Below are 8,832 nucleotides of genomic sequence, written 5' to 3' on the forward strand. Positions count from 1 at the left end.
TCGCTGCCTTTCACGTATTCGACAGCAGCTAATGACAGCCACCGGCAGCGCCTCTAGTCCTATTTCAGAGCAAAACTACCTTCAGCAAATTGCCGACGCGCAATTAACCGACAGAGGCAATCTGGAGCGTCTGTTGCACCGCGTCAACCAGCGGCAAGCCAAGCAGCAGCCTTGCGATAAAGAATTGCGCGAGCTAGAAACGGGCATTGCCAAATCCTTGGCCAAAAGTGAGCAACGCCGCAGCCGCCTGCCCCGCCCAGAATTCGACGACAATCTGCCGGTTAATCAGCGCAAAGACGAGCTAAGCGAAGCAATCGCCAAGCATCAGGTGGTGATTGTGTGTGGTGAAACTGGCTCGGGTAAAACCACGCAGTTACCGAAAATTTGCTTAGAGCTGGGCCGTGGTGTGCATGGCTTGATTGGCCACACCCAACCGCGCCGCCTTGCCGCCAGATCGGTCGCAACGCGCATCGGGCAAGAATTAAAATCTGAAAATGCCGTGGGTTTTAAGGTGCGCTTTACCGATAAAACCACCGACGCCAGCTATATCAAGCTGATGACAGACGGGATTTTGCTGGCCGAAACGCTGTCCGATCCTTACCTATTAAAATACGACACGATTATTATCGACGAGGCACACGAGCGCAGCCTGAATATCGATTTCTTACTCGGCTATATCAAGCAGCTACTACCCAAACGCCCCGAGCTAAAAGTGATCGTTACCTCGGCCACCATTGATGCCGATCGCTTTAGTCAGCATTTTGCTGGGGCACCTGTCATGGAAGTCTCTGGCCGCACCTTCCCCGTGGAAGTGCGCTATCAGCCACTGCACGCCATTGATGAAGACGATCAAGAGCTAGAGATGGAAGAAGCCATTGTGCAAGCCATTGAAGGGCTGTGGCGCACCGATGGTAGTGGCGACGTGCTGGTGTTTTTGCCGGGCGAGCGCGAGATTCGTGAAACCGCCGAAGAGCTGCGCAAAGCTAAGCTGCGCGACGCCGAAATTCTGCCGCTGTTTGCACGGCTTTCGAATGAAGATCAGCAGCGGATTTTCCGCTCCACCAGCACTGGCCGGCGTATTATTCTGGCCACCAACGTCGCCGAAACCTCACTCACCGTGCCGGGTATTCGCTATGTGGTTGATTCTGGCCATGCGCGGATTAAACGCTATTCGCCTCGCGCAAAAGTCGAGCAACTCTTGGTTGAGAAAATTTCCCAAGCCTCGGCCCGCCAGCGCTCAGGGCGTTGCGGCCGTGTGGCTTCTGGTATTTGCGTGCGTCTTTATGATGAAGCTGATTTTAATAACCGCTCCGAGTTTACCGATCCAGAAATCGTTCGCTCGTCTTTAGCAGCGGTGATCTTGCGTATGGCTGCGCTAAAACTGGGCCATATCGACAACTTTCCTTTCTTAGAAGCGCCATCCAGCCGTTTGGTCAGCGACGGCTATCAGCAACTGCGCGAACTAGGCGCGGTCGATATTGAAGACCAACTTACGCCAATTGGTAAGCAACTCGCCCGCCTGCCGGTCGATCCACGCATTGGCCGCATGCTACTGGCTGGGCGCGATGAGCATTGCTTGGCAGAAATCCTGATTATTGCCTCGGCGCTGTCGGCGCAAGACCCACGCGAGCGCCCTTTTGACGCCAAAGAAGCCGCTGCCCGTGCCCAAGCTAAGTTTGTGGATGATAAATCCGACTTTCTATCTTTCCTACGCATGTGGGAATTCTTTAACGAGGCACTGGATAATAAAACCAGCAACCGTCAGCTAATTAATCTTTGCCACGAGCACTTTTTATCCTATCTGCGCTTACGCGAATGGCGAGATTTACATCGCCAGTTAAGCGAGATTTGTCAGGATATGGATTTACAAGTCAATGACTTGAAAGCTGCACCTGGCACGCCAGAGCAGATTTTAAAAGCACTGATGACAGGTTTGCTTGGCAATATCGGCTTTAAACAGCCAGAAAACGACGAATACCTTGGCGCACGCGGGATTAAATTTAATATTTTCCCCGGCTCTGGCCTAAAAAAAGCACGGCCAAAATGGATTATCGCCGCCGAGGTGGTTGAAACCACCAAGATTTATGGCCGCTGCGTCGCCGCCATCGAGCCTGAATGGGTAGAGCGCATCGCCAGCCATCTGGTTAACCGCCATTATTTTGACCCGCACTGGGAAAAAACCAGCGCGCAAGTCAACGCCAGCGAGCGCGTTACCCTGTACGGCCTGCCGATTGTGCCCAAACGCCGCGTACATTTTGGCAAGATCGATCCCGTCGCCGCACGGGAGATTTTTATCCGCGAAGCCTTGGTGCGCTTTAACTACAACAGCCGCGCTAAATTCTTTGAGCATAATAAAGCGCTGATTCTGGACGTGCAGGATTTAGAACACAAAGCCCGCCGTCAGGATGTGCTGGTGGATGATGACGCGCTGTTTGCATTTTTTGACGCCAAGATTCCAGCCGACATCGTCAATGGCGCAGGTTTTGAGGCATGGCGTAAGCAAATTGAGCGGGATAATGCCCAGCATTTATTCTTAAGCCGCGATGATTTAATGCAGCACGGTGCAGATGCGGTGACCGAAGAGCAATTCCCAGAGTTTTTCCGCCTGCTGGATGCCAAATTACCGCTTGCCTACCGCTTTGAGCCTGCTCACCCGCTAGATGGCGTCACCATTACCCTGCCGCTACACCTATTAAATCGCGTGAATCACGCTATTTTTGACTGGCTGGTGCCTGGCATGCTGCGTGAAAAAATCACCCTGCTGATTAAGTCCTTACCTAAATCCATCCGCCGCATCTGCGTGCCGGTGCCAGAATTTGCCACCAAAATGCTGATCGCGCTGGATCAAGCTTCAAGAACCGAAGCACTGCTACCGCAGCTAGCGCAGGCGGTTAGCCGTGGCGCGGGGCTGATTGTGCCAGCGGATGAGTTCAATCCCAAAGATTTGCCAATGCATCTGCAAATGAATTTTAGAATTGTGGACGATGCAGGGCAAGAGCTGGCGCAGGGGCGCGATTTGATCGCGCTACGCGCCCAGCTGGGTGAAGCCGCGCAAATGACCTTTCGCGATGCCGCCGACGATAGTGTGAGCATCGAAAAAACCGGCATCATCAAGTGGGATTTTGGCGAGCTGCCCGCCAAAATCAACTTTAAGCGCCAAGGCCGCCCTATTACCGGCTTCCCCGGCCTTGTGCCGGAAGAAGACGCGGTAGCGATTCGTCTATTTGATACCGAATTTGCCGCCAGCATCGCCCACCGTAGTGGTGTGATTTGCTTACTTAAATTTGAACTCAAAGACCATGTTAAGCAGCTGCCTAAATCACTGCCCACCTTCAATCCGCTGGCACTGCAATTACGCGGCGTGTGTAATGGCGATGAATTAATGGAAGACGTGGTCGCCAGCATTTGCGATCGCGCCTTTATTGGTGAAGACGAGCCACCACGTAAGCCTAAAGACTTTGAAGGGCAAAAATCACGCGCCAAAGTACGCTTGCCATCGGTACGTGATGCGGTGATGCGTATTCTGGCCGAGCTGACTGGCGAATACGTGGCGCTGAATAAACTACTCGCCAAACCCTCGCCGTTTGCAAACAATATGAACGAGCTGCTGGGCCAGTTAGTCTTCAAAGGCTTTTTACAACAAACCCCGTGGGAGCAACTGCCTCGCCTGCCCATCTATGTAAAAGCCATGCGTATCCGCGCCGAAAAACGCGTTGCCAATCCGCAAAGAGACGGCCAACGCGGCGCGGAAATCAATGAGCTATTTAAGCGCTGGGAAGCAGAAATGCTCAAATGGGAGAAAGAAGGCAGAGACACCGCCCCACTCGCCCCATTCCGCTGGATGATAGAAGAACTGCGCGTTGGCCTATTCGCCCAAGAACTAAAAACGCCTTATCCGGTATCGGTAAAGCGTTTAAGTAAGGTGTTTGAAGATTTAACGCGGCGCTAAAAAAATACCCCAGTTAAATCAAGCTGGGGTATTTTTTTATCTAAGTACTTAGTTATCGAGTATTCAGAAAATCAGCTTCGTCATTCCCGCGTAGGCGGGAATCCAGCTGTGCTCTTAGATCCCCGACAAAAACGCTCGGGGATGACGCTTTTTTAGCCTATTTTAAATACACGAAAATTTATTATTCACTACATATTCAATTAAAATATTTTAGAGCCTTTAATGCTTGAAGGATATGTTCCTTCGCATACGCTAGGCTTGGTATATTTTTCAGTGCGGGTATATGAGCCGGATAAAACATTATTAGCTAAATCAAAAGCCACATTTTGTGACCAGTTAATTGTGCCCACGCCTTTACTATTATCAAAAGTTTGAGTCTTGAAATTATTCAGCTGATTATTACCTGAATAATTAATCGCCAACTCAGACTGCTTGCTGCCATCCCAGAAACGATAAGTTCCTTTACCATTTGCCTCTGGTTTAACTAGCCAAGTAAAGCCCAAGGTATTGCCTGTGGATGAATAATCACAAGTACTGTATTTAGGCGTCGCAGTGCTTGCTTGAGCCGTTAATACACCCATCCATAAATCATAACTACCATAACGCTGGCCATTTTTACGTGCACCAACAATCTCATATGTGCGCTTTTCATCCCAAATCAGTGCTTTAGTGCTTGCATCATATTCACTATCAACGGTTTCTTCTTTTACAAACCCCACTTTAGCTGCGTGCCAGCGCTTTGAACTCCATAAAATATCAAAGCTTTCTCTATTGCCTTTATGCAAAATAGACGTTTTTTCTAAAGAAACGCAGGTATCTAATTTACCCAGTTTAGTATCAATCGTTTCCCGACCGACAAAGCTATACTCTGATTTAACATTTTCGCTACGTACTTCATTGGGATACCAGCTAGCAGTGACTTTGCGTGTATACTCAGCTGCTTTAGGCTGATCTTTTACTAAATCATAAAGGTACGTATTAGGAGCTGCATTCAATGCTGCATTTTTTTGCATCCACATATCCATGGATTTACCATTCTGATCGAAATGATCAGTACGCCAGCCTAGGAGTTTTTGCCCATCAAGGCTGCTATAGTCTTTGGCAAAGCCATAATAAGGATAATAATTAACTGAAGCATAATTAGTAGCATCTTCCAAAAAGGTGTATTTACTAGACTTTTGCAAAACCAACTCACCATCAAGGCTAACCGTTTCATTTTTAGTATCAAAATAGTGCTGATATATCCCACCATTCCAACCTTCTTGAAATTGCTGCTTACCGTAAAAATCAACTTTTTTCTGCCCATCCCAAAGAAATACTGCTGTATCCCCTTCTGTTGTACTTGTGACTTTTAAATCTGCCGGTAAAGAAAGAGATGCAATACACTGCGCCAGTGTTTCTTTGACCGGATTAGTCACACCCGTCGATACCGCTGGAGTAGCCACAGCAGTATTACTTGAATCCCCCCCACCACCACCACCGCAGGCAGTCAGTGCCGTGGATAAGGCCAATACCATTGTTGTTAGCGCGTAATTTTTCATGATCTTCCGTTTATCAGACAAATGACTAAATAAATTTGAATTATGCATAATTAATAAAAGCAAGTATATTACATTATGCTTTTTTTATCTTTCGCAAAAACTAGGCAGCAACTTACAAAAATTAACCACCACCACTCATCTCCTCCGGCACATTTTATGCTGCATGGCTATTTCCACTTACCTAAGGAAATATCATGCGTATCACACAGAGCGATTTACAGCTCAGTAGCCAACAAGCCAGCAGTAGCGAAACGCTTAAATCTTTGCAAGTTGGGCAGAAGGTGGGTTTAGATCAGCAGGGGGCGGGTTTATTTGCGGATTTTTTTAATGAGCAGCTTTCGGCGCTCTCAAGTGGCCTTGAGCAGGCTAAGAAGCAAGAGCAGGCTGAAAAAGACGTGGATAAAAGCAAGGAACAGCGCTTTCAATCTTTATGGGAAATGCTGTTTGGCAATGGCCAGCCCCCCACGCAGAGCGCCCCACCTCCATGCCCAAACGACAGCCCAGCAGCGACACCAACGGCGACAGCGGCACCAGTAAGCAGCAAAGCTTATAACTTGCAAATATTAGCCATAGAGCACACTAAAACCACCGAGAGCTGCAATTTTAACGCCAGCGGCAAAGTTTGCCTTAGCGATGGCAACTCACGGCAATTTGACGTTGGATATCAGAACGCCCAAAGCAGCGAGACCACCCGTATTGCAGGGGCAGAGTGGTTCAAAATTAAAGACCCGCTGGTGGTGGATACCGGCGCTGCCACCATAAAGCTCAGCCCACAAAGCGTGGCTTTCGATCTGGATAACGATGGCAAAACAGAGACCATGCGCCTGCCAGACACTGGCTCTGGCCTGCTGTTTTTAGACCGCAATCACAACGGCATTGCCGATAATGGCAGCGAGCTATTTGGCCCGCAAAGCGGCAATGGCTTTAGTGAATTAGCCAAGCTGGATGACGATCACAATGGCTGGATTGATGAGGGTGATACAGCCTATAAAGACTTAAAACTTTGGCAAAGCGGTGAGCCTAGCCGTGGCCGCGTACAAACCCTTGCCGAGGCTGGCGTAGGCGCAATGGCCACCCAAAGCGCCGCCACCGAATTTAGCCTGAGAGAAGAAGGCAATGTGCTCGGCCAAATCCGCGCCAGCAGCGTATGGCTAGGGGAGCACAGCGGCGCAGGTACGGTTAGGCAAATAGATTTAGTCACTCAGCCACAGGCTTGAAAACCAACGGTGATGCGCTGTTAGCTGTGCCATCTGACTCAGCTAACAGCAATGGCGTACGCCTACCAGGGGGAACCTCAAAAAACCCATCTTTCGTCATAATACTGCGTTGCGCTTTAAAAAAATCTCCTTACATATCAAACATATGCAGCGTCTATTTTTTTAAAACGCGCCTTGTCTTATTTAGAAATATAGGTTTTTCGAGGCCCCCTAAGGGGAGTCTTGAAGAAAGCGTTTTCAGCAGAATACCGCCTTGCACACCCAATTTCTTATTTTTATATATATTTTTTCTAGAGCTGCGGACGCACACCGCTGAAGAAATGGCTGAGTAAAATAAACCTATTTATTATTAATTAACTTTCATTTAATTTTACAAAATTAATTTTCAACAAAAATGTTAAATAACATAAACAAGTAAACAATCATCACCAATATTTAATATTTAATCAATATAAATGTCATAGTTTAAAAAAAATTTATACCGCATCTATAAAATTTAAGTTTTTTTTCATCAGCAAGTCACCCCCCTTCTTTATTCTGCACCTTTTCCAGTTTCAACATTAGACCTGCTTGGGCGGTCTGAATTTATGTCACTCGAAACACCACAGAATAAAGGAACTGCCTGAATGTCCGGAAAAATATACGCCTCCATGACGATTGCCCTTTCGGGGCTATTACTCAGCGCTTGTAATTCATCAGATGATATCGCTGGTAGCGGCGAGCAGGTGGTGGCCACTACACCTAGCCCTTCTCCTATTCCCACTCCCGTGCCCGCACCTGGGCCAAAACCTGAAACACCTCCTGGCCAAGATCCAGTCCCAACCCTGCCCCCCGTGCCTACCAATGTGCCCACCTTAGCGCCAACTCCCGCACCAAACCCAACGCCAGCACCAACCACCGTGCCGACTCCAGCCCCTAGTACGCCAAGCCCAGCTCCGCTGCCCTCAGGCCCGGCCAGCAAAAAAGTGCTATTAGTGGGAATTGATGGCATTCAGTACGATGTATTACTTGATGCGCTCAATAACAAGCAGCTCAGCAATATTGCAAAATTAAACCTCAGCCCCAGCTATACCGGTGGGATTGCTGGCTCTAACACTCAACAGCAAACGCTGAGCGGCCCAGGCTGGGCCTCAATCTTAAGCGGAGCATGGGCCAATCGCCATGAAGTGCGCTCGGATTATGCTGGGCAGGTGTTTAAAAATGATTCTGTGTTTAAACAATTAGGCCAGCTCAAATCGAGCAGCATTACTAGCTGGAGCACTTTAAATAAACTACTGCGTGTAGATATTAATGCTGGGCAATTAAGCAATGCAATTGATTGCAGTGGCTTTGATAGCTGCGTTGTATCCTCAACCCAAAGCGCGATCAATAGCGGCAATTACAGCTTAGTGGTTTCCAATTTACATGCGCCAGAAGAAACCGCGCTACATACTGGTCTGGGCAAAGAATATAAACAGACCCTTAAAAATACTGACCAGCAAATTGGTGAATTACTCGAAACACTGAAGCAGCGCCAAATTCAAAACAATGAAGATTGGTTGCTGCTATTAACCTCTAGCCATGGTTTAAGTGAAGGTGGCAATAACGATGGCCTGCCACGCGCAGTAAACCAAGCGGGCTTTATTGCCATAAATAAGCCACTGGCTGAAAAAATAGCAGGTGTACCTCTTAAAGTGCCTGCCAATATCGCCGACTGGTATAGCTATCCAAGCCAGGCGGATATTGCCCCGACCTTAATCAATTATCTGACAAATAACGCCAACGCTGAAAATCATACAATGGACGGCGTTTCATTATTAGAAGCGCCTGCAGTAAAACAACTGCAAGCCAGAGCTAACCCAGATCGAAGCAGCATTACCCTTAGTTGGAAATCCACTGCGCCAGTTAAGCTTTTCCGCAGTGGAAAATTAATTAAAGAGCTGCCAGCTGGCACTACCAATTATACCGATAGCAATTTAGAGGTCACTAAAAACGGCTTATATAAATTTACCTGATTATGTCTCTTGCTCAGTTAATCTCCCACGCGGGCAAGGCTTAGCTATGAGTAATGCATGTAGCATTCGTGGAATTAGGGCGCACAAATCAAAACGCCGATTAAATCGATACTGCATTTCTGCCAAATAGC

At 48.1% G+C, this 8,832-nt stretch carries 4 protein-coding genes and 1 pseudogene; 3 read left to right on the forward strand and 2 right to left on the reverse strand.

All coding sequences use genetic code 11. The features are described 5' to 3' along the window. Positions 1-31: 31 nt before the first annotated feature. Positions 32-3,949: an ATP-dependent RNA helicase HrpA gene (gene hrpA / locus Q0R17_RS18930; protein ID WP_293937920.1), complete on the forward strand. Its 3,918-nt coding sequence runs from the start codon at positions 32-34 to the stop codon at positions 3,947-3,949. Between the two features lie 200 nt (positions 3,950-4,149). On the opposite strand, the gene Q0R17_RS18935 is transcribed toward hrpA, so the two are convergent. After that, positions 4,150-5,490, reverse strand: coding sequence for a hypothetical protein (locus Q0R17_RS18935; RefSeq protein WP_293937922.1), 1,341 nt, complete (start codon positions 5,488-5,490; stop codon positions 4,150-4,152). Between the two features lie 194 nt (positions 5,491-5,684). Between Q0R17_RS18935 and Q0R17_RS18940 the strand changes: the two genes are divergently transcribed. Together Q0R17_RS18940 and Q0R17_RS18945 are read left to right on the forward strand one after the other, a co-directional pair. After that, positions 5,685-6,707, forward strand: a complete 1,023-nt coding sequence (locus Q0R17_RS18940) for a hypothetical protein (protein ID WP_293937924.1) — start codon at positions 5,685-5,687, stop codon at positions 6,705-6,707. 626 nt (positions 6,708-7,333) lie between these two features. Beyond that, a complete protein-coding gene (locus Q0R17_RS18945) occupies positions 7,334-8,701 on the forward strand; it encodes a hypothetical protein (protein WP_293937926.1) in 1,368 nt (455 codons plus the stop codon). Here Q0R17_RS18945 and Q0R17_RS18950 read toward each other — a convergent pair. After that, positions 8,702-8,832, reverse strand: a pseudogene (locus Q0R17_RS18950) (IS1595 family transposase); the annotation flags it as partial.

The organism is Iodobacter sp., assembly GCF_025352645.1.
Taxonomy (GTDB): domain Bacteria; phylum Pseudomonadota; class Gammaproteobacteria; order Burkholderiales; family Chitinibacteraceae; genus Iodobacter.

Coding starts and splice junctions, on each gene's coding strand:
- Q0R17_RS18940 (WP_293937924.1), top strand. CDS start 5,685: ATGCGTATCACACAGAGCGATTTACAGCTCAGTAGCCAACAAGCCAGC.
- hrpA (WP_293937920.1), top strand. CDS start 32: ATGACAGCCACCGGCAGCGCCTCTAGTCCTATTTCAGAGCAAAACTAC.
- Q0R17_RS18945 (WP_293937926.1), top strand. CDS start 7,334: ATGTCCGGAAAAATATACGCCTCCATGACGATTGCCCTTTCGGGGCTA.
- Q0R17_RS18935 (WP_293937922.1), bottom strand. CDS start 5,490: ATGAAAAATTACGCGCTAACAACAATGGTATTGGCCTTATCCACGGCA.